Source organism: Stenotrophomonas sp. RIT-551, from assembly GCF_026241915.1.
Classification (GTDB): domain Bacteria; phylum Pseudomonadota; class Gammaproteobacteria; order Xanthomonadales; family Xanthomonadaceae; genus Stenotrophomonas; species Stenotrophomonas bentonitica_A.
In genome coordinates, this window is the sequence record NZ_JAPJIU010000008.1 from 20,316 (window position 1) to 45,313 (window position 24,998).

Below are 24,998 nucleotides of genomic sequence, written 5' to 3' on the forward strand. Positions count from 1 at the left end.
ACGGACAGAGCCCCGGCATCTACGCCTGCCGGCACCCGCCCAACCCAGCAGATTCCATGTCCGAAGGCAGCCTCGACGCACACGACCGCCCCCATGGCATCCACGACGATGCCATGGATGACAGGTACCTGGTCCGCAACCCCCGCCAGATCCGGCAGTTGCTGCAGGCGCTGATCGACCAGCGTTCGTTGATCAACGCCCATCTCGGCGGCCGTGACCAGTCCTTCCCCACGGCCGTCCTGGAACTGGACGCGGACGACGACTGGCTGCTGCTCGACGGCAGCCCGTCCGAGCCCTCCAACCGCGCCGCCGAAGACGCCGGCCACCTGCTCTGCTTCGCCCAGCTGGACCGGGTGATGGTCCGCTTCCGCCTGGACGGGCTGGAGCGCGTGCGCAACGAAGGCCATGTCGCCTTCCGCGTGCCGTTCCCCCAGGAACTGGTGCACCTGCAACGCCGCGAACTGTACCGGCTGGAAACGCCGATCACCGATTCCCCGCACCTGCAGTTCCCGGTCAACGAAGACCGCAGCGAAGCGCTCCAGCTGCGCGTGGTCGACATCAGCGGCGGTGGCCTGGCCGTCACGGTGCCGGTGGACTGCAACGTGTTCTCCCTGCAGAAACGCTACGCCGCCCGGCTCGACCTCCCCGACGGCAGCCCGCTGCACGTCTCGCTGATCGTCTGCAACCAGTTGGCGCTCAAACTGCCCAACGGGGCGGAGATGAAGCGGATCGGCATGCGCTTCGACGACCTCCCGCGCGGCGGCGACAGCGCGATCCAGCGCTACATCTTCCGTATCGACCGGCAGCGGAGTGCGCGGAAGAACGGGGAGAGTTGATCGCTGCTTCAACGGCATGGCGTCGCCGCATCCCTGCGGCTGATGGTCCCGGCTGAAGTCAGGGTTTGGGTGGGTGGGAGCTAAAGTCGCCCCCGGGCAGGCCGATATCCAGCGTGACCCCCGGTTTTTCGACCGCCACGCCCGACCCAGGACCCCTCGATGAACGACAAGAACAGCAACGCCGCCAGCGACGGCGGCGAGTACCTCAGCTTCACCCTCGGCGCCGAGCACTACGGCGTGGACATCCTCAAAGTCCAGGAAATCCGCGGCTACGACTCCGTCACCCGCGTGCCCGATGCTCCGGATTACATCAAAGGCGTCATCAATCTGCGCGGCACCATCGTCCCCGTCATCGACCTGCGCCTCAAACTGCGCCTGGAAAATGCCACCTACGATGCCTTCACCGTGATGATCGTCCTCAACGTCGAAGACCGCGTCGTCGGCATCGTCGTGGACAGCGTCTCCGACGTCATCCCGCTCGCCGCCGACCAGATCCGCCCGACCCCCGAATTCGGCGCCGCCGTCGATACCCGCTTCATCTCCGGCATCGGCACCCAGGACGACCGCATGCTGATCCTGCTGGATATCGAAACCCTGCTCGACAGCGCCGACATGGGCCAGGCAGCGGTCATCGACGACGTCGCCGCCTGAGACATCCGTCACAGAAAAACGGCAGTCACGCCGCTGCCGCCGTCTGCAACGGCCACCGTCGAAAAAATTGCTTCAGTTCCCCCCTGACCGGCCGATAGCTGGTTTCAGAACCCGGCTGCACTGGATCGCCCATGGCCGGGCCACCTTGCCCATATCCCCGGAGAATTTTCCCGATGAAGTCCCTGCTTGCCCTGTTCTCGGTCGCCGTGATCGCCTCTTCCGCCTCCACTGCATTCGCCCAGTCCGGTGAAATGATTCCGCCGGAACTGGCACCGCGCTCGGTCGGCAAGGACGGCATGGTCTGCGGCAAGGTCGAAAAGGCCCGCTACGCCGAAGGCTCCGAAGGCCAGCCGACCTTCCTGTACATGGGCGGCGCGTTCCCGCGCCACACCTTCTCGGCCCGCATCGCCGGCGCCAACCGCGACAAGTTCAGCTTCCCGCTGGAATCGCTGGAAGGCAAGACCGTCTGCGTGATCGGCAAGATCGCCCGCGATGCCTCGCGTGCTGAAATCGAAGTCAGCTCGCCGGCCGGCCTGAAGCTGGCCAACATCAAGTAACTGCCCGTTCGCCCTGCCACGCCGGCCCTGGCCGGCGTGGTCGCTGCAACCGGCCCCGACGGCCGGACGCGTTTGCCACTGGAGACCGCACCTGCCATGCCGTGGATCAACAACCTCAAACTGATGCCCAAGTTGATGCTGACTTTCGGCGTCCTCCTGCTGGTGATGCTGCTGCAGGGCATCGTGGCCTATCGTGGCCTGCACTCACTCAACAACGTCACCACCGAACTGGCCGGCCCCCGGATGGACAGCATCCGCACCGCCGGTGAGCTGCGTGGCATGGTCGGCGAGTACCGCAACTCCGCCTACCAGGGCCTCATCCGCGCCAGCGATGACGTCAAGGCCGAAGCCAAGGCCCGCGCCGCGGAGCTTCGCACCCAGATCGACGCCTCGATCAAGAAATACCCCGCGCTGATCGACAATCCCCAGCAGAAGAAGCTGTTTGACACCTTCGCCAAGGATTGGACCGATTCGCTGGCGTCCTACGACGCCGTTACCGAAATGCTCGAGCTGGACCTGCCCGACGATGCCGTGGACACCTTCGTCGGCGAAACCCGCGCCAAGCATCGCAAGGCCTCGGCGGCGCTCGAAGCGCTGATTGCTGAAGACAACCGTCTCGCACGCGCCTCCCGCGAGGAAGCCGAATCCACCTACGCCGCCTCGGCCACGCTGACCGTCATCACCCTGCTGGGCGGCGCCGCCCTGGGCCTGGTGCTGGTGTATCTGTTTGCCCGTTCGCTGGTGGGCAGCATGCGCGGCGCCGTCTCGGTCGCCAACGATGTCGCCAGCGGCAAGCTGGACGGCCATATCGACGTCAGCCGCAAGGATGAAGTCGGCGATCTGCTGCAGGCCATGCAGCGCATGCAGCGCGACCTGCGCGAGCGCACCGAAACCGACCAGGCCATCGCCCGCGAGAACCTGCGCATCCGCACCGCGCTGGATTACAGCTCCACCGGCGTCTACCTGACCGATGCCCACCACACCATCGTCTACAGCAACCGCGCCCTGCAGCAGACCCTGAGCCAGTACGAAGCCGACATCCGCAAGGACCTGCCGGACTTCGACGCCGCCGCTTCGCTGATCGGCAAGTCGGCCGCGACGCTGGAACATGGCAGCGAAATCGATCCCCGCACGCTGGCACAGCTGCAGCAGCACGGCGTCAGCCGCCGCCCGATGCAGTTCGGCCAGGCCCAGTTCGCCCAGGTGATCTCCTCCATCGCCAACGAGCAGGGCGAGACCGTCGGCCACGTCATCGAATGGCGCGACCGTACCCCCGAAGCCCTGGTGGAAGCCGAAGTTGCCCGCGTGATCGCCCAGGCAGCGGCCGGCGACCTCTCCGGCCGCATCGACAGCGACGGCAAGGAAGGCTTCTTCCTGCAACTGGCCCAGCAGCTCAACGGTCTGCTGGATGCCAACTCGGCCAGTATCGAACAGGTCTCCAACCTGCTCGCCTCGCTCTCGCAGGGCGACCTGACGGTGCGCATGCACGGCGACTTCCAGGGCGTGTTCGCCCGGATGCGCGACGACGCCAACGCCACTGCCGAACAGCTCAGCGGCATCGTCACCCGGATCAAGCACTCCAGCCAGCAGATCAACTCGGCCGCCAGCGAGATCGCCACCGGCAACAGCGACCTGTCGCGCCGCACCGAGCAGCAGGCCGCCAACCTGGAAGAAACCGCCGCATCGATGGAGGAGCTGACCTCCACCGTGCGCCAGAACGCCGAGCACGCCCGCCAGGCCAACCAGCTCGCCATCGGCGCACACAGCGTCGCCTCCCAGGGCGGTGATGTGGTCGGCCAGGTGGTGACCACCATGAGTGCGATCCAGACCTCGTCCAAGAAGATCGCCGAGATCATCTCGGTCATTGATGGCATCGCCTTCCAGACCAACATTCTGGCGCTGAATGCCGCGGTGGAAGCGGCACGTGCCGGCGAGCAGGGGCGTGGTTTTGCGGTCGTCGCCTCGGAAGTGCGCACCCTGGCCCAGCGTTCGGCCGGCGCGGCCAAGGAGATCAAGGGCCTGATCGACGACTCCGTCGGCAAGGTCAACGATGGCTCGGCGCTGGTGCAGAAGGCCGGCGCCACCATGGGCGAAATCGTCGCCTCGGTGCAGCGCGTGACCGACATCATGGCCGAGATTTCCGCGGCCTCGCAGGAACAGTCGGCCGGCATCGAGCAGGTCAACCAGACCGTCGTGCAGATGGATGAGACCACCCAGCAGAACGCCGCGCTGGTGGAAGAAGCCACCGCCGCTGCCCGCGCCATGGAAGAACAGGCCGGCCACCTGACCGACGCGGTGTCCATCTTCAAGCTCGACGAGCAGGAGATCGCCCCGGCGCCGGTCGTGGCCGCACCGCCGCGCGCCGTGCGTGCGCCGCTGGCGCAGGCCGCGGTACGTCGCCCGGCCTCGCGCCCGGTGGCCACCGAACTGGCCGACGGCGACTGGCAGGAGTTCTAAGCCCCGCCACGCGCCACGCGGAAGGGCCCCGATGCATGTGCATCGGGGCCCTTTTTTCTGCGCGTTCCACTGCGGCGCCGCCCGCAACCTGAATACGCTCAGTCGAGCGGACTCAATCGTGGCGACCTGCGGCCGATAACAGCATTGCCGCGACATGTCTGTCGATCAAAGACCCCTGCCCATGAATCTACTCAGCCGCTGGAACCAGTCCTTCTCCAACCTGTCCGTCAGGCGCAAGCTCAACCTGCTGACCGCACTGATCGCCGTCGGCGTGATCGCGCTGGCGATCATTGCTGCCCGCATGCAGTACCTGGACCTTGCCGAAACCCGCAAGGAAGCGCTGAAGACGCAGGTCGAACTCAGCTACGGCATCCTGGCGCACTACACCCGACTGGCCAGTTCCGGCGAGCTGACCGAAGAGGCCGCCAAGGCAGCGGCGTTGCAGGCGCTGGACGTGATGCGTGCCGACAATGACAGCGCGTACTACAACGTGCTCGGCACCGACTACACCCTGTTGATGCACCCCTTCGCGCGTGACCGCGTGGGCAAGGTGCAGAAGGACTACACCTCCAAGGACGGCGTGCCGATCTATCTGCAGCAGGTCGACATGGCCAGGACCGGCGGCGGCTACACGTATTACAAGACCACCAAGCCCGGCAATGACGCCCTGATCGAGAAGGTCACCTACGCCGGCATGTACGCCCCGTGGCAGTGGGTCATCACCAGCGGCGTGTACATGGATGACGTGCAGTCCGACGCATTGGCCTTCACGGCCGTGATGACCGCCAGTGGCGGCGCCGTGGTGCTGATCGTGCTGGGGCTGAGCTGGCTGATCGGCAATCGCATCACCCTGCCCCTGCGCCAGGCCACGCACGTGGCCGAAAGCATCGCCCGCGGCAAGCTGGACAGCCGCATCGGCGAGCAGGCGCACGACGAGCCCGGCCGCCTGCTGGAAAGCATGGCGCGCATGCAGGAACAGCTGCACGCGGTGATCAGCGGCCAGCGCGAGATGGCCCGCCGCCACGATGCCGGCAGCACCGGCTACCGCATGGACGAAACCGCCTTCCCCGGTGAGTACGGGCTGATGGTGCATGAAACCAATACCCTGGTCGGCGCACACGTGCAGACCATGGATGCGGTGCTGGCGGTCGTGCAACGCTACGCGCAGGGCGACCTCAGCGCGGACATCGCGCGCTACCCCGGTGAGAAGGCCGCCATCACCGCCACCGTGGATGCGGTCAAGCAGAACCTGGGCAACATCAACGGCGAGATCCAGCGCCTGGCCGCAGCAGCCGCCGCCGGCGATTTCAGCCAGCGTGGCGACACCGCCCGCTTCGATCACGATTTCCGCCGGATGATCGGCCACCTCAACGCGATGATGCAGGTCAGCGATGACAACCTGGGCAAGCTCTCCCAGTTGCTCTCGTCGATCGCCGAGGGTGATCTGACCGCGCGCATGCACGGCGACTTCCAGGGTGTGTTCGCCACCATGCGCGACGATGCCAACGCCACTGTCGCGCAGCTGACCCAGATCGTCGGCCAGATCCAGGAGGCCGCCGGCAGCATCAACCTCGCCGCCGGCGAAATCGCCACCGGCAACAGCGATCTCTCGCGCCGTACCGAGCAGCAGGCCGCCAACCTGGAAGAGACCGCGGCCTCGATGGAGGAACTCACCTCCACCGTGCGCCAGAACGCCGAGCACGCGCGCCAGGCCAACCAGCTGGCGATCGGCGCCCACACCGTGGCCACCCAGGGCGGCCATGTCGTCGGCGAAGTGGTCACCACCATGGCCGCGATCCAGACCTCCTCGAAGAAGATCGCCGAGATCATCTCGGTCATCGACGGCATCGCCTTCCAGACCAACATCCTGGCGCTGAACGCCGCGGTGGAAGCGGCACGTGCCGGGGAACAGGGACGTGGTTTTGCCGTGGTCGCCTCCGAAGTGCGCACCCTGGCCCAGCGCTCGGCGGGTGCGGCCAAGGAGATCAAGGGCCTGATCGACGACTCGGTCGGCAAGGTCGCCGAAGGCTCGCAGCTGGTCAACCAGGCCGGCGCGACCATGGGCGAGATCGTTGCCTCGGTGCAGCGCGTGACCGACATCATGGCCGAGATCTCGGCGGCCTCGCAGGAGCAGTCCGCCGGCATCGACCAGGTCAACCAGACCGTGGTGCAGATGGACGAGACCACCCAGCAGAACGCCGCCCTGGTGGAAGAAGCCACGGCTGCCGCCCGCGCGATGGAAGAACAGGCCACCCAGCTGGCCGATGCCGTGGCCATCTTCCGCCTGGACAACCAGGTCGCGCAGGCCGTCAGCGCGGTCACCGCCCGCGCGATTGCCGGGATGCCGCCGGTGCGTCCCGCCAGCCGCCCAACGCCGGCGGCCCCGCGTGCCGCCACGCCGATGCGTCCCGCGCGCAGCACGCCGGCCGATGACGGCAACTGGCAAGAGTTCTGAGTGCCCGCGGCGATCACCCGGTCGCCGCATCCCCTTCCCCTGCGAGTCCGCCCGTGTCCACGCCCCCCGCCAACGCCGCTTCACCGAACGCTCGCGAATTCGAGTTTGCCGACCGCGACTTCCGCCGCGTCTGCGAACTGATCTACCAGCGGGTCGGCATTTCGCTGGCGCCGGCCAAGCGCGACATGGTCTACGGCCGATTGTCGCGCCGGCTGCGGGCGCTGGGCATGCGCAGTTTCAGCGAGTACCTGGACCAGCTTGAAGCCCACGGCGGCGACGAATGGCAGGCGTTCACCAATGCGCTCACCACCAACCTGACCGCCTTCTTCCGCGAGCCGCACCACTTCGAGAAGCTGGCCGAGGAACTGCGCCTGCGCGCCGGCCAGGGCACGCTGCAGCTGTGGTCGTGCGCGGCCTCCACCGGTGAGGAGCCCTACTCGATGGCGATCACCGCCTGCGAGACGTTCGGCACGCTCAAGCCGCCGGTGCGCATCCTGGCCACCGACGTGGACACCCAGGTGCTGGCCACCGCCAGCCGCGGCGTCTACGCGATCGACCGCGTTGCCGGGCTGGATCCGGCGATCCGCAAGCGCTACTTCCAGCGCGGCACCGGTCCCAACGAAGGTCACTGCCGGGTCAACCCCGCGCTGCGCGACCTGATCGACTACCGCCCGCTCAACCTGCTCGCCACCCGTTACGACGTTGGCGGCCCGTTCGATGCCCTGTTCTGCCGCAACGTGATGATCTACTTCGACAAACCCACCCAGCGCGGCATCCTCTCGCGGCTCATCCAGCACATGGGCGATGACGGCCTGCTCTATACCGGCCACTCGGAGAACTACCTGCACGCCGCCGACCTGATCCAGCCCTGTGGCCGCACGCTGTACAAACGCGCGCCGGGAGCGCCGGCATGAGTCTGCCGATCCGCAACGACGAGGTGATGCGGTACTTCGACAGCCGCTTCCAGGTCACCGCGGCCAAGCTGCTGCCGACCCAGTACCTGGCCGTGGACGACGCCACCGCGTTGACCACCACCCTGGGCTCCTGCGTGGCCGCCTGCCTGCGCGACCCGGTGCTCAAGATCGGCGGGATGAACCACTTCCTGCTGCCCGAGGGCAACGTCGGTGATGGCGCACCTGCACGCTACGGCAGCTATGCCATGGAACTGCTGATCAACGACCTGCTCAAGCGCGGCGCCCACCGCAAGCGCCTGGAGGCCAAAGTGTTCGGCGGTGCCAACGTGCTCAAGGGATTCACCAGCAATCCGGTCGGCACCCGCAACGCCGAGTTCGTCCGCCAGTACCTGCAGGCCGAGCACATCCCGATCATCGCCGAGGACCTGTGCGGCATCCACCCGCGCAAGGTGTGGTTCTTCGCCGATACCGGGCGCGTGGTGGTGCAGCGACTGCCGCACGCCCACGAAGCCGAAGTGGCCGCGACCGAATCGGCCGTTCGCGCCCGCCTGTCCAAAGCCCCTGTCACCGGTGGCGTGGAGCTGTTCGAATGAGCCACGGTGTGCCCTGCAAGGTCCTGATCGTCGACGACTCGGCGGTCGTGCGCCAGATGCTCAGCGAGATCCTCGCCAGCGATCCCGGTATCGAGGTGGTCGGCACCGCGGCCGATCCGCTGCTGGCGCGCGAGAAGATCAAGCGCCTGGCGCCGGATGTGATCACGCTGGACGTGGAAATGCCGCGCATGGACGGGCTGGCCTTCCTGGAAAACCTGATGCGCCTGCACCCCCTGCCGGTGGTGATGATTTCCTCGCTGACCGAGCGCGGTGCCGACACCACCCTGCAGGCGCTGGCGCTGGGCGCGGTGGACTTCGTCTCCAAGCCCAAGCTCGACGTCGCCCGCGGTCTGCAGGGCTACGCCGAGGAGATCATCGCCAAGGTCAAGATGGCCGCGCGCTCGCGGGTGCGGCCCCTGTCGCGGCCGAACCCGCCGCGCATCACGCTCGATGCCGTTGCGCCCGTGGCCGTGCCCCGCTCCATCCAGTTCCGCACCACCGACCGCCTGATCGCCATTGGTGCCTCGGCCGGGGGTACCGAAGCCCTGCGCGTGGTGCTGGAGGGCCTGCCGGCAGACGCCCCGGCGGTGGTGATGACCCAGCACCTGCCGGCGCAGTTCAGCACGCCCTTCGCCGAGCGCCTGGACCGCCATTCGGCGATGTCGGTGCGCGAGGCCACTGACGGTGAAGCGGTGCTGCCCGGCCACGCCTACCTGCCCCCTGGCGGCAAGCACCTGCGCGTGATCCGCGACGGTGCCCGCTGGCGCTGCCGGATCGACGATGGCCCCCCGATCAACCGCCACAAGCCGGCGGTCGATGTGCTGTTCCGCTCGGTGGCCGAAAGTGCCGGGGCCAACGCCATCGGCGCCATCCTGACCGGCATGGGCGACGACGGCGCCCGCGGCCTGCTGGACCTGCGCAACGCCGGCGCCCCGACCCTGGTGCAGGACGAGGCCACCAGCGTGGTCTGGGGCATGCCCGGCAGCGCGGTGAGGATCGGCGCGGCCGAGGAAATGGTGCCGCTGGAGCGGATCGCCGAGCGCTTGATGGCGTTGGCGCGCAGCTGACCGCGGCGGACCGCCCGCTGGCCCTATGCCCAGTACAACCGCATCGGGTTGTCCACCAGCAGCTTGCGCTGCAGCTCGGCGGTCAACGCGATCCGCGGAATGACATCCACCAGCGTGCCGTCATCGGGCATATGCGATTTCAGGTTCGGGTGCGGCCAGTCCGTGCCCCACAGCACGCGATCGGGGAAGCGCTCCACCAGATGACGGGCGAACGGGACCACGTCGTCGTAGGTCGGCGGGCCGCTCCGTGACAGACGCTCCGGGCAGCTCACCTTGCTCCACACATTCGGGTGCTCGGCCATCAGCCGCACGAACTGCTGGAATGCCGGGCCATCTACGGGTTGGGTGACGTCCGGGCGGCCCATATGGTCCACCACCACGGTGGTCGGCAGCGAGGTGAAGAAATCCCAGCGCTCGGCCAGGTCGGCCGCCTCGAAGTAGACGACCACGTGCCAGCCCAGCGGCGCGATGCGCTCGATGATCGCGCGGTAGTAGGCATCCGGCTTGGGGTCGACCAGCCGCTTGACGAAGTTGAAGCGGACCCCGCGCACGCCAGCTTCGTGCAGCGCTTGCAGCTCTGCATCGGTCACACTATCGCGCACGGTCGCTACGCCACGGGCGCGGCCTTCCGCGCTGCGCAGGGCGTCGACCAGGGCGCTGTTGTCGGCGCCGTGGCAGGTGGCCTGTACGATCACATTGCGCTCGAAACCCAACCGGTCACGCAGCGCGAACAGCTGGTCCTTGCCCGCGTCGCACGGGGTGTACTTGCGCTCGGGGGCATACGGAAACCGGTCGCCCGGGCCGAACACGTGGCAATGCGCATCCACCGCGCCGGGCGGCGGCACGAAACCGGGCACGCTCGGGTCCGGGCAGAAATCCAGCCAGTCAGCGTCTTTCACGAACGTCGTCATTTCACAGACCCCTTGCCTTCAGCTGTGCGTCCAGGCGCGGATAGACGCGTCGCGCGTTGCCTTCGCAGACCTTGTAACGGTCGCCTTCGGACAGGCCCAGCGCGTTCACGTAGCGCAGCGTGTCGTCGAAGAACTGCCCGGTCTCCGGATCAATGCCCCGCACCGCGCCCACCATTTCCGAGCCGAACAGGATGTTGTCGATGTCGATGACCTTGAACAGCAGATCGATGCCCGGCTGATGATAGACGCAGGTATCGAAGAACACGTTCTTCATCACGTGCTCGTTCAGCGGCGGCTTGCCCAGCATGTCGGCCAGCCCGCGGAAGCGCCCCCAGTGGTAGGGCACCGCGCCGCCGCCATGCGGGATGATGAAGCGCAGGTCGGGGAAGTCACGGAACAGGTCGCCTTGCAGGAACTGCATGAACGCCGTGGTATCGGCATTGAGGTAGTGCGCGCCGGTGGCATGGAAATTGGCGTTGCAGCTGCCGGAGACATGCACCATCGCCGGCACGTCCAGTTCCACCATTTTCTCGAAGAACGGATACCAGGCGCGGTCGGTCAGCGGCAGGCCGGTCCAGTGTCCGCCGGACGGGTCGGGGTTGAGGTTGCAGCCGACGAAGCCGAGTTCGTTGACGCAGCGCTCCAGCTCGGCAATGGAGTGGGCGATCGGCACGCCAGGCGACTGCGGCAGCTGGCACACGCCGATGAAGGTTTCCGGATAGAGCGCCACCACGCGGGCGATCAGGTCGTTGCAGCGGCGGGTCCACTCGGCGCTGACCCGTTCATCGCCGATGTGGTGGGCCATCGTGCTGGCGCGGGGGGAAAAGATGGTCATGTCCGCACCGCGCTCGCGCAGCAGGCGCAGCTGGTTGCCCTCCACGCTCTGGCGCAGTTCCGCATCGCTGATGTCCGGATAGACCGGCACAGGCAGCGAGGGATCGTTGTAGTGCGCGATCTGCTGTTTACGAAAGGCGTCGTGGCTGGCGGGGGCGGTCGTGTAGTGACCGTGGCAGTCGATGATCATGCAAGGGCCTCGTGGGGAGGAATCACCAGCCGAACAGCTGGGCGAAGTGGATGTCCACGCGCAGCCCGACGATCAGCGCATCGGGGATGTCGGTGGTGCGGGTCGGCGCGTAGATGGGGTCGGGGTTGATGACGTACTGCAGGTTGGGCATCACGCGGATCCCCTTGTGCACGGCCCAGCCATAGCTGAGTTCGGCGATGATTTCGTCCGCGTGTGGCGCGCCGCTACCGCCATTGCGGGTGCGCCGGTCGCGCAGGAAGTCGATCTGTTCATCGCTGAAATGGGTGTTGGAGACGAACATCGCCAGCGTGTCCTGCTCGCGGCCGGTGAAGGTACCGGTCTTGACGAAGCCGGCCGAGAAGAAGGTATCGATCGGCGCTTCGTTGCCCGTGTTCACGTATGCCCGTGCGAACAGTGCGAGGTTGCGCTTGCCTTCGCCACGCCAGACGGTCTGGTCGGCCATCGCATACCCGCCCGCCCGCGCACCGTCCTGCACGGCGGTCGGTCTGCCGGTCAGCGCCGCGGAGTTGCCGTCGGCGTCGTAGTAGGAGCTCTTGCCCCCATCGCTGTTGCGGTACATGCCCAGCCGGTAGGTCCGTGGCAGGCGGTCATTGGCGAAGCTGGTCTGGTAACCCACTTCATAGGCGGTGATGGTGCCGGTGCCCTCGCCCACCGAAAAGTCCAGGCCGTTCTTGCCAGCCTTGTTCAACTCGTTGTTGTAGTCGAACGCGCCGGCCTGCGCATACCAGCGCTCGTTCACGTCGTAGCGCACGATCCCGGCCCAGGACGCGTTCGGGTAGGCGGTGATGCCCAGGTCGGTGATCGCCCCATACGGGGTCAGGCACATCGCGTTGCTCATGAACACGCAGTTGAGCGCGGAGCTGTTGAAGTAGCTGTTCACCGGGGCGCGCCCGGCGATGATGCTCAGGCCGTTGTCGAAGCGGTGGCGCAGGGTCAGGCGGGTCAGGCGCCCGCCGGCCACCGGCCGCCAGGTCTGCTGGGCACTGATCGAATTGCCGATCTTCTCGCGTGCCAGGTTGCGGCCGGCGAACCAGGCCCACTGCGCGTCGACCTCGGTGTTGTGGATACCCCACAGCGTGTCCAGATCCAGCTTGGACTGGGCCATCACCCAGTACGAGCCTTCAGTGCCCTGCTCGACACCGCCGACCGGATTGGAGGCGACGTTGCCGACCAGGTCCAGCGTGAGATCGACGCCATCAGGCAGACCGCCCTGGGTTGCAGAGGACGCGGCGAACGCCGGCGCCGCCAGGCTGGCAGCCACCAGCAGGGAAAGGGTGTTACGGGAGAAACGGGACACAAGCGCCTCCTGTGCGCGGCCGGAGCCGCGCAACGGATGGATGTCGGGAGGCCGCGGCAGCGCCGCGGCGGGAGGATCAGACCGTGGCGGCGGTCAGCACGCGGCGGCGCAGGCGGCGGGTGCCGATCTGCTCGGCCAGCACCTTCTCATCCAGCTTGCCTTCCCACTTGGCGATGACCAGCACCGCGATCGCATTGCCGATCAGGTTCACGAAGGTCAGCCCCTCGGCCAGGATCCGGTGGATGCCCAGGATCAACGCGATGCTCGCCACCGGAATGGTGCCGGTCGTGCCCAGCGTCGCCGCCAGTACCACGAATGCCGCACCGGCCACGCCAGCCGCCCCTTTGGAGGTCAGCAGCAGCACCGCGATCAGGCCCAGCTGGTGCCACACGGTCAGTTCGGTGTTGGTCGCCTGGGCCAGGAACAGCGCCACGGTGGTCAGGTACAGGCAGGTGCCATCCAGGTTGAACGAGTAACCGGCGGGGATCACGAAACCGACCACGCCTTCCTCGCAGCCCAGCTTTTTCATCTTCTCGATCAGGCGCGGCAGCACGGTTTCGGTGGAGGTGGTCGCCGCGACGATCACGATCTCATCGCGCAGATAGCCCAGCAGCCGCCACAGGCTTGCGCCGGTCCACCAGCACACGCTGCCCAGCACCAGCACGGTGAACAGCCCGCAGACCACGAAGAACTCGATGATCAGCTCGCCCAGCGACAGCAGCGAGCCGGCGCCGAACTGGCCGACGGTGAAGGCGATCGCACCAAACGCACCGATCGGGGCGAAGTACATGATGTAGCCGATGATCTTGAACAGCGCGCCCGAGGTCGACTCGATCACCTTCATCACCGGCGCGCCGCGCTCGCCGATCGAGGCCAGCGCCACGCCGAACAGCACCGCCACGAACAACACCTGCAGCACATGCGCTTCGGTGAAGGCGCTGACCAGCGTATTGGGGATGATCGCCATGATGTAGGACACGATCGACTGGTCGTGCGCACTGTGCACGTAGCCCTGGATGCTGGCCATGTCGATCGTGGCCGGGTCGATGTTCATGCCGGCGCCGGGCTTCCAGACATCGACCACGACCAGGCCCACGATCAGCGCCAGGATGGTGATGACTTCGAAGTAGATCAGCGACTTCAAGGCCAGGCGGCCCACGCTGCGCATGTCACGCATGCCGGCGATGCCATGCACCACCGTGACGAAGATGATCGGACCGATCATCATCCGGATCAGCTTGATGAAGGCGTCGCCGAAGGGTTTCATCGCCGAGCCGATGTCTGGCTGCAGCCACCCCAACAACACACCGATCAGCGTACCGGCCAGCACCTGGAACCAGAGCTGGCCAACAATGCCGAAGCGGCTCGGCCGCTTCTCTACAACGGTCATATCAACCCTCCCAGGTCACAAGAATAAGGACGTCGTGCGTATTCAGTCGAACAGCACGCCGTCGAAGAGCTTCCGCGCAGTGCGCAGTACGGCGGCGCGGGACACCTGCCCGGCCGCATCCAGATCAAGCACGGCCGCGGTGCTGCCGCTGGGGTGTTCGATCTCCAGCGTCTGGTGCAGGCCGCCGGGCAGCACCGCCAGGGCGTGCGCGGGTGAGTCCGGCAGCAGGCAGGCGGTGGCGACCGTCACTGCCCCGAGCACGCCGATGGAGGCGTGGCAGCGGTGCGGAATGAAGGAACGGACGCTGATCGCCCCGCCCGCGCGGGGCGCGGCCACCAGCATCATCTTGGGCACCGACTGGGCACGGACATCGCCCAGCCGCATCAACGGGCCGGCCTGCAGGCGGATGGCCTCCAGCCGTGCCTTGAGCGCCTCGTCCGCATCCAGCGTAGCGCGGTCCTCATGCCCGCTGATCCCCACATCGCCGGCACGCAGCACCACGCACGGCATGCCGTTGTCGATCAGCGTCACCTGCACGCCGTCGATGACATCCACGGCCTGGCCGGTCGGCAGCAGGGCACCACAGCTGGAGCCGGCAACATCGGCGAAGGCCAGCGGCACCGGCGCGGCGCTGCCAGGGACACCATCGATGCGCGCCTCACCGTCATAGGCCACCTTGCCCTGCGGCGTCTGTACGCTGGCCACCGCGAGCGTACCGGTGTTGCACATGAAGATGCGCACCTCGGTCTGATCCGTGGTGGCGGCAACCAGCCCGCGCTCGATCGCGAACGGGCCGACCGCAGCCAGCATGTTGCCGCAGTTCTGCGCATCGCTCACCACGGCCTGGTCCACGAAGACCTGCAGGAACAGGTACTCCACGTCGGCATCAGCGCGACTGGAAGGCGCCACGACGGCGACCTTGGAGGTCAACGGATCGCCGCCGCCCATGCCATCGATCTGGCGCGGATCGGGCGAACCGAACGCACGCAGCAGGAAGGCATTACGCGCGGCCGGCGCGGCGGGCAGCTCCGAAGCGAGGAAGAACCCGCCCTTGGAGGTGCCACCGCGCATCCACATCGCGCGCACGCCCTTACTCATAGCGCAGGCCCTTGGCCGCCAGGCGCTCACGCATCTGGTAGAGGTCCAGGCCGAGCTCGCCCTTGGCCAGGCGTTCGCGCTTGTCGGCCTCGCGCGCCTCGCGCGCCCGTGCGTCGGCGGCTACCCGGTCTGCATCGGCACGCGGCACGATGCAGACGCCGTCATCGTCTGCGATCACCACGTCGCCCGGCTGGACCAGCGCCCCGCCGCAGACCACCGGCACATTCACCGAACCCAGCGTTTCCTTGACCGTACCCTGTGCGTGGACCGCGCGGCTCCAGACCGGAAAGCCCATCGCGGTGAGGTCACGCACGTCGCGCACGCCAGCATCGATCACCAGCCCGCGGCAGCCGCGCACCTGGGCCGAGGTCGCCAGCAGATCGCCGAAGTAGCCGTCCGTGCAATCACTGGTGGGCGCGACCACCAGTACATCGCCCTCGCGCAGCTGTTCGATCGCCACGTGCATCATCCAGTTGTCGCCCGGCGGCACCGACACAGTGACCGCGCTGCCGGCGATGCGGATGCCGCTGTAGATCGGGCGCAGCCGTGGATGCAGCAGGCCGCTGCGGTCCTGCGCTTCGTGCGCGGTGGCGACACCGGCCTCTGCCAGCATCTGGATCGCCGCCGGAGCAGCGCGTTCGATAGAAGAGACTACGCGGGACATCCATCCATCCTTCGTTGACGATGACGCAGTCTGTCGTCGCCCGGCCTGCCCCCTCAAGATCGTTTTTCGAAACAGCCATTGGGTTTGGTTATAGTTGATCCATGAGCAGCCCTCTGGATCTGAATCTCAAGCATCTGCACGCCCTTGCCGCCGTCTACCACCACGGCGGCATCAGCGCCGCCGCTCCGCACGTGAACCTGTCCCAGCCGGCCCTGACCCAGGCCATCGCGCGGCTGGAGAAACAGTTGGATGCGCCGCTGTTCGACCGGCAGCCCGGTGGCATGTCGCCCACCGAGGCGGCCGACCTGCTGGTCCCCCGCATCGAACGCGCGCTGGACTACATCACGCACGGGGTCCGCGTGGCCCGTCGCGCACAGCGGCTGCCGGCGATGCCGGCTGTCGAACGCCGCGTCACCCTGGGCCAGCTGCGCGCCCTGGCGGCGGTGGATACGGCCGGCAGCTTCACCCTGGCCGCCAGTCGCGCGGGCGTGTCGCAGCCCGCGATCTACCGTGCGGTGCACGAGTTGTCCGAGGTGATCGAAACACCGCTGACCGTGCGCCGAGGCAAGACCGTGCAACCGACGCCGGCGGCGACGCGCATGCTGCGCCTGGTCCGGCTGGCCCTGTCCGAACTCGGCGCCGGCATCGATGAACTCGCCTCGCTGCGCTCGCAGCAGGGCGGCCGGGTTTCGCTGGGGGTCATGCCGCTCGCGCGGGCGATCCTGCTGCCCCAGGTACTGGCACGCTTCGCGCGGGCCTATCCGGGCGCCACGGTGAACGTGATCGAAGGCCCCTACGCCGAACTGCTGGGCGATCTGCGCGAGGGCAGCCTGGACCTGTTGATCGGCGCGATGCGCGACAGGCTGCCGGTGCGCGACATCGCCCAGGAAGGGCTGTTCGACGACGACCCGGTCATTGTCGCGCGCACCGGTCATCCCCTGGCCGCGGCCAAGGGCTTCGGCTTTGCACGGCTGCTGGACTACCCATGGGTGATCGCCGCGACCGGCGCACCGGTGCGGGCGCGCTGGGAACACATGTTCCGGCAGCACGGCCACGAACCGCCGCGGCTGCGCATCGAGTGTGGTTCGGTGTTGATCACCCGCGGCCTGCTGCTCGAAGACGATTGGCTCACGTTGATGTCGCGCGACCAGTTCGTGTTCGAGCGTCGCGCGGGCCTGCTCTGCGAGATCGGCCGGGCCGGCGATGATCTGCGCCGCCGCATCGGCCTTACCACCCGCGCCGACTGGCACCCTACCCGGCTGCAGCAAGCGTTCGTGGAAACCTTCCGCCAGGTCTGCGCCGAGCGCAACGAGGTGACCGACGACGCCTGGCCGTTCCGGTTTCCGGCGACCTGATCGTGCACATGAAAAAACACCCGGCTCGCGCCGGGTGTTTTCGTGTTTCATCCATCGGCCAGTGACCGCTGGGTTACCGAAGCCGGGCAGCGCCCGGCGTCGGATCAGGCAGCAACCGTACCGGCCACGTCCTGATAGTCCTCGATCTGGTCGAAGTTCATGTAGCGGTAGATGTCCTTGCTGCTGGCATCCAGCACGCCGATGTCGGCCATGTACTCTTCCTTGGTCGGGATGCGACCCAGGCGCGAGCAGATCGCGGCCAGCTCGGCCGAGCCCAGGTACACGTTGGAGTTGCGGCCCAGGCGGTTCGGGAAGTTGCGGGTCGAGGTGGAGAATACCGTCGCGCCCTCACGCACCTGCGCCTGGTTGCCCATGCACAGCGAGCAGCCCGGCATTTCCATGCGGGCACCGGCGGTGCCGAAGGTGCCGTAATGGCCTTCCTTGGTCAGCTCCGAGGCATCCATCTTGGTCGGCGGGGCGACCCACAGCTTGGTCGGGATGTCGCGCTTGCCTTCCAGCAGCTTGGCCGCCGCACGGAAGTGACCGATGTTGGTCATGCACGAACCGATGAACACTTCGTCGATCGCCGCACCGGCGACGTCGGACAGCGTCTTGACGTCGTCCGGATCGTTCGGGCAGGCCACGATCGGCTCGTGGATGTCGGCCAGGTCGATCTCGATGACGGCGGCGTACTCGGCGTCGGCATCCGGCTCCAGCAGCTCCGGGTTGGCCAGCCAGGCTTCCATCTTCTCGATGCGGCGCGCCAGCGAACGGGCGTCCTGGTAACCCTCGGCAATCATCCACTTCAGCAGCGTGATGTTGCTGGTGAGGTACTCGATGATCGGCTCCTTGTTCAGGTGCACCGAGCAACCGGCCGCCGAACGCTCGGCCGAGGCATCGGAGAGTTCGAACGCCTGCTCGACCTTCAGATCCGGCAGACCTTCGATTTCCAGGATGCGACCGGAGAAGATGTTCTTCTTGCCGGCCTTGGCCACGGTGAGCAGGCCGGACTTGATCGCGTACAGCGGGATCGCGTTGACCAGGTCACGCAGGGTCACGCCCGGCTGCATCGTGCCCTTGAAGCGGACCAGCACCGATTCGGGCATGTCCAGCGGCATCACGCCGGTGGCGGCCGCGAAGGCCACCAGGCCCGAGCCGGCCGGGAACGAAATGCCCACCGGGAAACGGGTGTGCGAGTCGCCGCCGGTGCCGACGGTGTCGGGCAGCAGCATGCGGTTGAGCCAGCTGTGGATCACGCCGTCGCCCGGGCGCAGCGAGATGCCGCCACGGGTGGAGATGAACTCCGGCAGAGTGTGGTGGGTCTTGACGTCCACCGGCTTCGGGTACGCGGCGGTGTGGCAGAACGACTGCATCACCAGGTCGGCCGAGAAGCCCAGGCAGGCCAGGTCCTTCAGCTCGTCACGGGTCATCGGGCCGGTGGTGTCCTGCGAGCCCACCGAGGTCATCTTCGGTTCGCAGTAGGTGCCCGGGCGCATGCCCTTGCCTTCCGGCAGGCCACAGGCGCGGCCGACCATCTTCTGCGCCAGCGAGAAGCCCTTGCCGGTATCCGGCGGGTCCATCGGCAGGCGGAACAGATCGGTCGGGGCCAGGCCCAGCGCTTCACGCGCCTTGGCGGTCAGGCCGCGGCCGATGATCAGCGGAATGCGGCCACCGGCGCGCACTTCGTCGAACAGCACGTCGGACTTGACCTTGAACTCGGCGATGACGGCGCCGTCTTTCAGCGCCTTGCCGTCGTACGGGCGCAGCTCGATCACATCGCCCATGTTCATCTGCGACACGTCGAGTTCGATCGGCAGGGCGCCGGCGTCTTCCATCGTGTTGTAGAAGATCGGGGCGATCTTCGAGCCCAGGCACACGCCGCCGAAGCGCTTGTTCGGAATGAACGGAATATCTTCGCCGGTGAACCACAGCACCGAGTTGGTGGCCGACTTGCGGCTCGAACCGGTACCGACCACGTCGCCCACGTAGGCGACCAGGTGGCCCTTGTCCTTCAGCGATTCGATGAACTTGACCGGACCGCGCTTGCCGTCTTCTTCCGGCTCGATGCCATCACGCTTGTTCTTCAGCATCGCCAGGGCGTGCAGCGGGATGTCCGGGCGGGTGGTGGCATCCGGGGCCGGCGACAGGTCATCGGTGTTGGTTTCGCCGGTCACCTTGAGCACGGTGATGGTCAGGCTCTCGGGCACCTGCGGGCGGCTGGTGAACCACTCCGCATCGGCCCAGCTCTGCAGCACGCCCTGGGCGTTCGCATTGCCGGCCTTGGCCTTTTCCTGCACATCGTGGAAGGCATCGAACACCAGCAGGGTGTTCTTCAGCGCATCGGCGGCGATCGCGCCGACGGTGGCGTCGTCCAGCAGCTGCACCAGCGGGGCGACGTTGTAACCACCGAGCATGGTGCCCAGCAGTTCGGTGGCGCGCTCGCGCGTGATCAGCGGATTGACTTCGCTGCCCAGCGCGATCGCGGCCAGGTACGAGGCCTTGACCTTGGCGGCGTCATCGACGCCGGCCGGCACGCGGTGGGTCAGCAGTTCCAGCAGGAACTCGGCTTCGCCCGCCGGCGGGTTCTTCAGCAGCTCGATGACGTCGGCCGTCTGCTGGGCGCTCAGCGGCAGCGGCGGGATGCCAAGCGCGGCGCGCTCGGCTACGTGGTGGCGGTAGGCTTCCAACATGACAACTCCCGGGTGATTCTTTGAAAGAATGCGGTTTAAAAGTATGGGCTCAGGCGTGCGGCACGATCAGCTTCAGGCCCTTGAAGTAGTCGCGGTAAAACGTGTCGTTCCAGGTGATCAGGCCATCGCACTGCAGCAGTGCATGCGACCCGACCATGAATTCGTCCAGCCCGCGTGGCTTGGCGCCCCGCTGCCGGTGCCGGCGGTGCATCTCACCGGCGCGCAATGCGGATTTGGCCTCCAGCGGACTGAAGTGGACGCCCATTTCCTCCAGCGCCTCCTGCACTTCGGCGCCGCCGCGCAGCGACGCGCAGATCTCGGCGAGGGTCACCCCGCAGATCACCACGCGCCCGCCGACCAGGCTCTGGCGCAGGCCCGCTTCGACCGCGTCGGCCTGCGGGCCATTGCTGAGCAGCTCGATCAGCACCGGTGAATCCACGGCGATCATCACGCGCTCATTCCTCGTCGCGGACCGCGCGCACGGCTGCTTCGGCCGAATCGAAACCATCCAGCGCGAACTTGCCGCGGGCACGGGAGATCGCATCGTCCACGCTCTTGCGCAGGATGATGCGGCTGCCCTCGAGCTCCACCTTCAGCTGGGTGCCCTTGGTCAGGCCAAGCGCATCACGGACCGCCTTGGGCAAGGTGATCTGCCCGCGTTCTGCAACGGTAGCTTCCATCGGTACGCCCTCCAAAGTATGCACAAATTATACATACTTCCGGGGGCATACTTCCACTGGAGTACTGATCTGGCCGCCAAGACCCTTGGCACAGAAAGGATCTGTCTCATCCGTGACATGAGGGATACATATCTCCATGTAGCCTGAGACCAACTGCCGCAGGTGGGCGCCGCCCTGAATCGTTCATACTCAGAACGATCGCGGGCCCACCGGTCAGCGGCGAACGCAAGCAGGTCTGCCTCGGGCGGGCCAACGCAAGCCATCCGCAAGAGGAGTCATCTGCAATGAGCGATTCGTTCTCCACCCGCAGCCAGCTGGACGTCGGCGGCACCACCTACGACTACTTCAGCCTGCCCAAGCTCGGACAGACGTTCGACATCTCCCACCTGCCCTACTCGATGAAGATCCTGCTGGAGAACCTGCTCCGGCACGAGGATGGCGGCGTGACCGTCGGCAAGGACCACATCCAGGCCGTCGCCCAGTGGGACCCCAAGGCCGAACCGGACATCGAGATCGCGTTCATGCCCGCGCGCGTGGTCCTGCAGGATTTCACCGGCGTGCCGTGCGTGGTCGATCTCGCCGCGATGCGTGATGCCGTGGTCAAGCTCGGCGGACGCCCGGAGCAGATCAACCCGCAGATCCCCTCCGAGCTGGTGATCGATCACTCGGTGCAGGTCGATGTGTTCGGTACGCCCGATGCGCTGGACCTCAACGGCAAGATCGAATTCCAGCGCAACCAGGAACGCTACGGCTTCCTGCGCTGGGGCCAGAAGGCCTTCGACAACTTCAAGGTGGTGCCGCCCAACACCGGCATCGTCCACCAGGTGAATCTGGAAAACCTGGCCCGCGTGGTCATGACTGCAGACAAGGATGGCAAGGCCGTTGCGTACCCGGACACCGTGTTCGGCACCGACAGCCACACCACCATGATCAATGGCATCGGCGTGCTCGGCTGGGGCGTGGGCGGTATCGAAGCGGAAGCGGCGATGCTGGGCCAGCCGTCGTCGATGCTGATCCCGCAGGTGGTCGGCTTCAAGCTGACCGGCCGCATGCCCGAAGGCGCCACCGCCACCGATCTGGTGCTGACCGTCACCCAGATGCTGCGCAAGCACGGCGTGGTCGGCAAGTTCGTGGAGTTCTTCGGCGAAGGCCTGCAGCACCTGCCGCTGGCCGACCGTGCCACGATCGGCAACATGGCCCCGGAGTACGGCGCCACCTGCGGCATCTTCCCGATCGATGAAGAATCACTGACCTACCTGCGCCTGTCCGGCCGCAGCGAGGAGCAGATCGCGCTGGTGGAAGCCTATGCCAAGGCCCAGGGCCTGTGGCATGACGCCAACACCGCGCACGCCAGCTACAGCGCCACGCTGGAACTGGACATGGGCCAGGTCAAGCCGTCGCTGGCTGGCCCGAAGCGCCCGCAGGACCGCGTGCTGCTGGAAGACGTCAAGCAGAACTACCGCGAGAACCTCGTCGGCCTGACCACCAACCGCGACAAGCGCAACGATGATGTCGCCACGTTCGTCAACGAAGGTGGCGGCGCGGCGGTCGGCAACGAACAGCTGGCCAAGGGTTACAGCGATGTCGAACTGGATGGCCAGAAATTCCGCCTGAAGGATGGCGCGGTGGTCATCGCCGCGATCACCTCGTGCACCAACACCTCCAACCCGGCGGTGATGATCGGTGCCGGCCTGCTCGCGCGCAACGCGGCGGCCAAGGGCCTGGACCGCAAGCCGTGGGTCAAGACCTCGCTCGGCCCAGGCTCGCGCGTGGTCACCGATTACCTGGAAAAAGCCGGTGTGCTGACCGAGCTGGAGAAGGTCGGTTTCTACGTGGTCGGCTACGGCTGTACCACCTGCATCGGCAACTCCGGCCCCCTGCCGACCGAAGTCAGTGCCGGCATTGCCGCCGGTGACCTGGTCGTGGCCTCGGTGCTGTCGGGCAACCGCAACTTCGAAGGCCGCGTGCACCCGGAAGTCAAAATGAACTACCTGGCCAGCCCGCCGCTGGTCGTCGCCTACGCCATCGCCGGCACCACCGACATCGACCTGACCACCGAGCCGCTGGGTACGGGCAGCGATGGGCAGCCGGTGTACCTGCGCGATATCTGGCCGAGCAACAAGGAAATCGGCGATGTGATTGCCGCGACCATCGGGCCGGAGATGTTCAAGAAGAACTATGCCGACGTGTTCAAGGGCGACACCCGCTGGAACACCATCAAGTCGCCCGATGGCGATCTGTATGAGTGGGACGGCAGCTCGACCTACATCAAGAACCCGCCCTACTTCGAAGGCATGACCATGGACGTCGGCCACATCGACGACGTGCACGGGGCGCGGGTGATGGGCCTGTTCGGCGATTCGATCACCACCGATCACATCTCCCCGGCCGGCAACATCAAGAAGGATTCCCCGGCGGGCCGCTTCCTGCAGGAGCGCGGCGTGCAGCCGGCCGACTTCAACAGCTACGGCAGCCGCCGCGGCAACGATGACGTCATGGTGCGCGGCACCTTCGCCAACATCCGCATCAAGAACCTGATGTTCGGCGGCGAAGAAGGCGGCAACACCCTGTACTTCCCGAACGATGGCGGCGAGCCGCAGAAGCTGGCGATCTACGATGCGGCGGTCAGGTACAAGGCCGAGGGCGTCCCGCTGGTCGTCTTCGCCGGCAAGGAATACGGCACCGGCTCCTCGCGTGACTGGGCGGCCAAGGGCACCAACCTGCTGGGCGTCAAGGCGGTCATCGCCGAGAGCTTCGAGCGCATCCACCGCTCCAACCTGGTCGGCATGGGCGTGCTGCCGCTGCAGTTCAAGAACGGCGACAACGCCCAGAGCCTGGGCCTGGATGGTTCGGAAGTGATCGACATCACCGGCCTGGAGGATGGTGCCAGCAAGACGGCCACCCTCACCGCGACCAAGGCCGATGGCACGAAGAAGACCTTCGAGGCCCATGTGATGCTGCTCACGCCGAAGGAAGTGGAGTACTTCAAGCACGGCGGCCTGCTGCAGTACGTGCTGCGTCAGCTGGCCGGAAAGAAGTAAGCGCCTGGCACGGCGCCAGTTACGCCCTCTCCGGTAGAGGGATCGCACGACAGCAAGGGGGCACACGCCCCCTTGCTGCTGTTTGGCGTTCCCGCCGCCAGTCTTCATTTTCATAAATTTCATAAATCCAATATTTCTCCCAATTCGTACGGATCGGGCTACACTGGGCGCCATCCGCCAGGGAGCCGCCGCCATGCTGCACGCGCTCAAGTTCGACCCGATCACCGAGCTGACCCGCACCACCGCCTCGACGGTGAAGGAGCACTGGCGCAAGGTGATGCAGGACGTCCGCGAACAGCAGGCCGTACTGGTCACCAATCACAACGAGCCGCAGGCCGTCATTCTGTCCGCCCAGCAGTACCAGGCCATGCAGGCCGAGGTTGTGTCGTTGCAGCGGGACCTCGCGTCCCTGCGCGAACAGGCCCCGGCCCTGCAGCAGCTCCGTCAGCGCTTCGATGATCGCCTTGCCGTGCTGGACAGCGCCGCGGCCGCCAACAAGGCGCGCGCGCTGCTGCGCAAGCCGGCACGCCTCAAGGGCAAGGTGGCCGCAGGCAGCGGTTACTGATGCCTGCACGGCCCTTCCTGTTCGTGCTGGCAGGGGTCAACGGCGCAGGCAAGAGCTCCATTGGGGGCCATCTGCTCCGCCAGGCGGGTCTGGACTGGTTCAATCCCGACGACTGGGCCCGCCAGCTGTGCCGCGAATTCGGCATGAATCAGCGCGAGGCCAATGGCCGGGCGTGGACGGAAGGCTTCAGCCGGCTGCGCTCTGCCATCGCCGAACGCCGCAACCACGCCTTCGAAACCACCCTGGGCGGGCAGTCGATCGCCGCGACCCTGGCCGAGGCCTGCGCCACGCATGACGTACTGGTCTGGTACTGCGGCCTGGCCTCGCCCCAGCAGCACATCGCACGGGTGCGCGCACGCGTTGCGGCCGGTGGCCACCCGATCAGCGATGCGGACATCCACCGCCGCTACCCGTTGGCGCTGCAGAACCTGATCGCCCTGCTGCCAGCGCTTGCACAGCTGCAGGTGTACGACAACAGTGCCGAGGCCGGTCCTGGCCAGCCGGTTGCCGATCCACAGCTTGTGCTGCAGATGGACGGTGGCCGTTTGACCTGGCCTGCGGCCGATGACGTCGCCCAACTGCGGCAGACACCCGACTGGGCCGTGCCGGTGCTGGAAGCTGCACTGCAGTGCCACGACAGCTGCGTTGACGAGCCGCCGCGATGAGCAGGGATGGACGGATGAGCGAACACATGCGGCTGCAAACGTCATTTATCGCCGGCGCCACCCTGCC

21 protein-coding genes are annotated in these 24,998 nt (G+C 66.8%); 12 read left to right on the forward strand and 9 right to left on the reverse strand.

Annotated features, from left to right (window positions below; translation table 11 throughout):
* Positions 1–56: 56 nt before the first annotated feature.
* From ORK51_RS11220 to ORK51_RS11260, 8 genes are all read left to right on the forward strand, one after another.
* A complete protein-coding gene (locus ORK51_RS11220) occupies positions 57–836 on the forward strand; it encodes a flagellar brake protein (protein WP_266084974.1) in 780 nt (259 codons plus the stop codon).
* 159 nt (positions 837–995) lie between these two features.
* Complete coding sequence (locus ORK51_RS11225) at positions 996–1,487, forward strand: chemotaxis protein CheW (protein WP_019182921.1); 492 nt, start codon at positions 996–998, stop codon at positions 1,485–1,487.
* Positions 1,488–1,660: 173 nt separating this feature from the next.
* Positions 1,661–2,044, forward strand: coding sequence for a hypothetical protein (locus tag ORK51_RS11230; RefSeq protein WP_019182922.1), 384 nt, complete (start codon positions 1,661–1,663; stop codon positions 2,042–2,044).
* Between the two features lie 96 nt (positions 2,045–2,140).
* On the forward strand, positions 2,141–4,501 hold the full coding sequence (locus ORK51_RS11235) for a methyl-accepting chemotaxis protein (protein ID WP_261997532.1): 2,361 nt from the start codon (positions 2,141–2,143) through the stop codon (positions 4,499–4,501).
* A 181-nt stretch (positions 4,502–4,682) separates the two neighbouring features.
* Positions 4,683–6,956 (forward strand): methyl-accepting chemotaxis protein, encoded by a 2,274-nt coding sequence (locus ORK51_RS11245; protein WP_323054046.1) that lies wholly within the window; start codon positions 4,683–4,685, stop codon positions 6,954–6,956.
* Between the two features lie 53 nt (positions 6,957–7,009).
* Entirely contained in the window at positions 7,010–7,870 is an 861-nt protein-coding gene (locus ORK51_RS11250) for a CheR family methyltransferase (RefSeq protein ID WP_019182925.1), read from the forward strand.
* A complete protein-coding gene (gene cheD, locus ORK51_RS11255; RefSeq protein ID WP_019182926.1) occupies positions 7,867–8,463 on the forward strand; it encodes a chemoreceptor glutamine deamidase CheD in 597 nt (198 codons plus the stop codon). The genes ORK51_RS11250 and cheD overlap by 4 nt, the downstream gene beginning before the upstream one ends.
* Complete coding sequence (locus tag ORK51_RS11260; RefSeq protein ID WP_070427310.1) at positions 8,460–9,530, forward strand: protein-glutamate methylesterase/protein-glutamine glutaminase; 1,071 nt, start codon at positions 8,460–8,462, stop codon at positions 9,528–9,530. Before cheD ends, ORK51_RS11260 begins: the two co-directional genes overlap by 4 nt.
* A gap of 23 nt (positions 9,531–9,553) precedes the next feature.
* Here ORK51_RS11260 and ORK51_RS11265 read toward each other — a convergent pair whose 3' ends face one another.
* From ORK51_RS11265 to ORK51_RS11290, 6 genes are all read right to left on the reverse strand, one after another.
* A complete protein-coding gene (locus tag ORK51_RS11265; protein ID WP_261997531.1) occupies positions 9,554–10,429 on the reverse strand; it encodes an amidohydrolase family protein in 876 nt (291 codons plus the stop codon).
* A 13-nt stretch (positions 10,430–10,442) separates the two neighbouring features.
* The gene (locus ORK51_RS11270) at positions 10,443–11,465 is read right to left on the reverse strand and encodes an amidohydrolase family protein (protein WP_019182929.1); all 1,023 of its coding nucleotides are present in this window, start codon (positions 11,463–11,465) and stop codon (positions 10,443–10,445) included.
* Positions 11,466–11,487: 22 nt separating this feature from the next.
* A complete protein-coding gene (locus ORK51_RS11275; protein ID WP_266084975.1) occupies positions 11,488–12,783 on the reverse strand; it encodes a carbohydrate porin in 1,296 nt (431 codons plus the stop codon).
* 76 nt (positions 12,784–12,859) lie between these two features.
* Positions 12,860–14,173, reverse strand: a complete 1,314-nt coding sequence (dctA, locus tag ORK51_RS11280; protein WP_046273429.1) for a C4-dicarboxylate transporter DctA — start codon at positions 14,171–14,173, stop codon at positions 12,860–12,862.
* Between the two features lie 42 nt (positions 14,174–14,215).
* Positions 14,216–15,271 carry a 4-oxalomesaconate tautomerase gene (locus ORK51_RS11285; protein WP_266084976.1) on the reverse strand — a complete coding sequence of 352 codons (1,056 nt, stop codon included), beginning with the start codon at positions 15,269–15,271 and terminating at the stop codon, positions 14,216–14,218.
* Positions 15,264–15,935, reverse strand: coding sequence for a 4-carboxy-4-hydroxy-2-oxoadipate aldolase/oxaloacetate decarboxylase (locus tag ORK51_RS11290; RefSeq protein ID WP_266084977.1), 672 nt, complete (start codon positions 15,933–15,935; stop codon positions 15,264–15,266). Before ORK51_RS11290 ends, ORK51_RS11285 begins: the two co-directional genes overlap by 8 nt.
* Positions 15,936–16,036: 101 nt before the next feature.
* Between ORK51_RS11290 and ORK51_RS11295 the strand changes: the two genes are divergently transcribed.
* A complete protein-coding gene (locus ORK51_RS11295; RefSeq protein ID WP_323054047.1) occupies positions 16,037–17,290 on the forward strand; it encodes a LysR family transcriptional regulator in 1,254 nt (417 codons plus the stop codon).
* 104 nt (positions 17,291–17,394) lie between these two features.
* Here ORK51_RS11295 and acnB read toward each other — a convergent pair whose 3' ends face one another.
* Genes acnB through ORK51_RS11310 form a run of 3 tightly spaced genes read right to left on the reverse strand, consistent with a single transcriptional unit; the run spans position 17,395 to position 20,660 of the window.
* Complete coding sequence (gene acnB, locus ORK51_RS11300; RefSeq protein ID WP_070427303.1) at positions 17,395–19,980, reverse strand: bifunctional aconitate hydratase 2/2-methylisocitrate dehydratase; 2,586 nt, start codon at positions 19,978–19,980, stop codon at positions 17,395–17,397.
* 49 nt (positions 19,981–20,029) lie between these two features.
* Positions 20,030–20,428, reverse strand: coding sequence for a type II toxin-antitoxin system VapC family toxin (locus ORK51_RS11305; protein WP_019182936.1), 399 nt, complete (start codon positions 20,426–20,428; stop codon positions 20,030–20,032).
* Between the two features lie 7 nt (positions 20,429–20,435).
* A complete protein-coding gene (locus ORK51_RS11310) occupies positions 20,436–20,660 on the reverse strand; it encodes an AbrB/MazE/SpoVT family DNA-binding domain-containing protein (RefSeq protein WP_019182937.1) in 225 nt (74 codons plus the stop codon).
* A gap of 284 nt (positions 20,661–20,944) precedes the next feature.
* Between ORK51_RS11310 and acnA the strand changes: the two genes are divergently transcribed.
* From acnA to ORK51_RS11325, 3 genes are all read left to right on the forward strand, one after another.
* Positions 20,945–23,701, forward strand: coding sequence for an aconitate hydratase AcnA (acnA, locus tag ORK51_RS11315; RefSeq protein ID WP_266084978.1), 2,757 nt, complete (start codon positions 20,945–20,947; stop codon positions 23,699–23,701).
* Positions 23,702–23,894: 193 nt separating this feature from the next.
* The gene (locus ORK51_RS11320) at positions 23,895–24,266 is read left to right on the forward strand and encodes a type II toxin-antitoxin system prevent-host-death family antitoxin (protein ID WP_070427301.1); all 372 of its coding nucleotides are present in this window, start codon (positions 23,895–23,897) and stop codon (positions 24,264–24,266) included.
* The gene (locus ORK51_RS11325; protein WP_266084979.1) at positions 24,266–24,931 is read left to right on the forward strand and encodes an ATPase; all 666 of its coding nucleotides are present in this window, start codon (positions 24,266–24,268) and stop codon (positions 24,929–24,931) included. Before ORK51_RS11320 ends, ORK51_RS11325 begins: the two co-directional genes overlap by 1 nt.
* The last annotated feature ends 67 nt before the right edge of the window (positions 24,932–24,998 follow it).

Coding starts and splice junctions, on each gene's coding strand:
- ORK51_RS11220 (WP_266084974.1), top strand. CDS start 57: ATGTCCGAAGGCAGCCTCGACGCACACGACCGCCCCCATGGCATCCAC.
- ORK51_RS11225 (WP_019182921.1), top strand. CDS start 996: ATGAACGACAAGAACAGCAACGCCGCCAGCGACGGCGGCGAGTACCTC.
- ORK51_RS11230 (WP_019182922.1), top strand. CDS start 1,661: ATGAAGTCCCTGCTTGCCCTGTTCTCGGTCGCCGTGATCGCCTCTTCC.
- ORK51_RS11235 (WP_261997532.1), top strand. CDS start 2,141: ATGCCGTGGATCAACAACCTCAAACTGATGCCCAAGTTGATGCTGACT.
- ORK51_RS11245 (WP_323054046.1), top strand. CDS start 4,683: ATGAATCTACTCAGCCGCTGGAACCAGTCCTTCTCCAACCTGTCCGTC.
- cheD (WP_019182926.1), top strand. CDS start 7,867: ATGAGTCTGCCGATCCGCAACGACGAGGTGATGCGGTACTTCGACAGC.
- ORK51_RS11260 (WP_070427310.1), top strand. CDS start 8,460: ATGAGCCACGGTGTGCCCTGCAAGGTCCTGATCGTCGACGACTCGGCG.
- ORK51_RS11270 (WP_019182929.1), bottom strand. CDS start 11,465: ATGATCATCGACTGCCACGGTCACTACACGACCGCCCCCGCCAGCCAC.
- dctA (WP_046273429.1), bottom strand. CDS start 14,173: ATGACCGTTGTAGAGAAGCGGCCGAGCCGCTTCGGCATTGTTGGCCAG.
- ORK51_RS11285 (WP_266084976.1), bottom strand. CDS start 15,271: ATGAGTAAGGGCGTGCGCGCGATGTGGATGCGCGGTGGCACCTCCAAG.
- ORK51_RS11290 (WP_266084977.1), bottom strand. CDS start 15,935: ATGTCCCGCGTAGTCTCTTCTATCGAACGCGCTGCTCCGGCGGCGATC.
- ORK51_RS11295 (WP_323054047.1), top strand. CDS start 16,037: ATGAGCAGCCCTCTGGATCTGAATCTCAAGCATCTGCACGCCCTTGCC.
- acnB (WP_070427303.1), bottom strand. CDS start 19,980: ATGTTGGAAGCCTACCGCCACCACGTAGCCGAGCGCGCCGCGCTTGGC.
- ORK51_RS11305 (WP_019182936.1), bottom strand. CDS start 20,428: ATGATCGCCGTGGATTCACCGGTGCTGATCGAGCTGCTCAGCAATGGC.
- ORK51_RS11310 (WP_019182937.1), bottom strand. CDS start 20,660: ATGGAAGCTACCGTTGCAGAACGCGGGCAGATCACCTTGCCCAAGGCG.
- acnA (WP_266084978.1), top strand. CDS start 20,945: ATGAGCGATTCGTTCTCCACCCGCAGCCAGCTGGACGTCGGCGGCACC.
- ORK51_RS11320 (WP_070427301.1), top strand. CDS start 23,895: ATGCTGCACGCGCTCAAGTTCGACCCGATCACCGAGCTGACCCGCACC.
- ORK51_RS11325 (WP_266084979.1), top strand. CDS start 24,266: ATGCCTGCACGGCCCTTCCTGTTCGTGCTGGCAGGGGTCAACGGCGCA.